Source organism: Bacillus sp. 0909A (assembly GCF_036765115.1).
GTDB classification, from domain to species: Bacteria; Bacillota; Bacilli; order Bacillales; family Bacillaceae; genus Bacillus; species Bacillus mojavensis.
Window position 1 is genome coordinate 1 of the sequence record NZ_JBAIZU010000023.1, and the last position, 265, is coordinate 265.

Below are 265 nucleotides of genomic sequence, written 5' to 3' on the forward strand. Positions count from 1 at the left end.
TCTGCGGAAGTAGTTCAGTGGTAGAACACCACCTTGCCAAGGTGGGGGTCGCGGGTTCGAATCCCGTCTTCCGCTCCAACTATACCATCCACGCCGGGGTGGTGGAATTGGCAGACACACAGGACTTAAAATCCTGCGGTAGGTGACTACCGTGCCGGTTCAAGTCCGGCCCTCGGCATTATCATTTGCGCCCGTAGCTCAATTGGATAGAGCGTTTGACTACGGATCAAAAGGTTAGGGGTTCGACTCCTCTCGGGCGCGCCAT

3 tRNA genes are annotated in these 265 nt (G+C 56.2%); all 3 read left to right on the forward strand.

The window, feature by feature from the left end:
* The first annotated feature begins 3 nt into the window (after positions 1-3).
* The 3 genes from V6D42_RS20285 (at position 4) to V6D42_RS20295 (ending at position 264) form a co-directional block, all read left to right on the forward strand.
* Positions 4-78: transfer RNA gene (locus tag V6D42_RS20285), tRNA-Gly, on the forward strand.
* 14 nt (positions 79-92) lie between these two features.
* Positions 93-178 (forward strand) — tRNA-Leu (locus tag V6D42_RS20290).
* A gap of 9 nt (positions 179-187) precedes the next feature.
* Positions 188-264, forward strand: a tRNA-Arg gene (locus V6D42_RS20295).
* Position 265 lies beyond the last annotated feature (1 nt).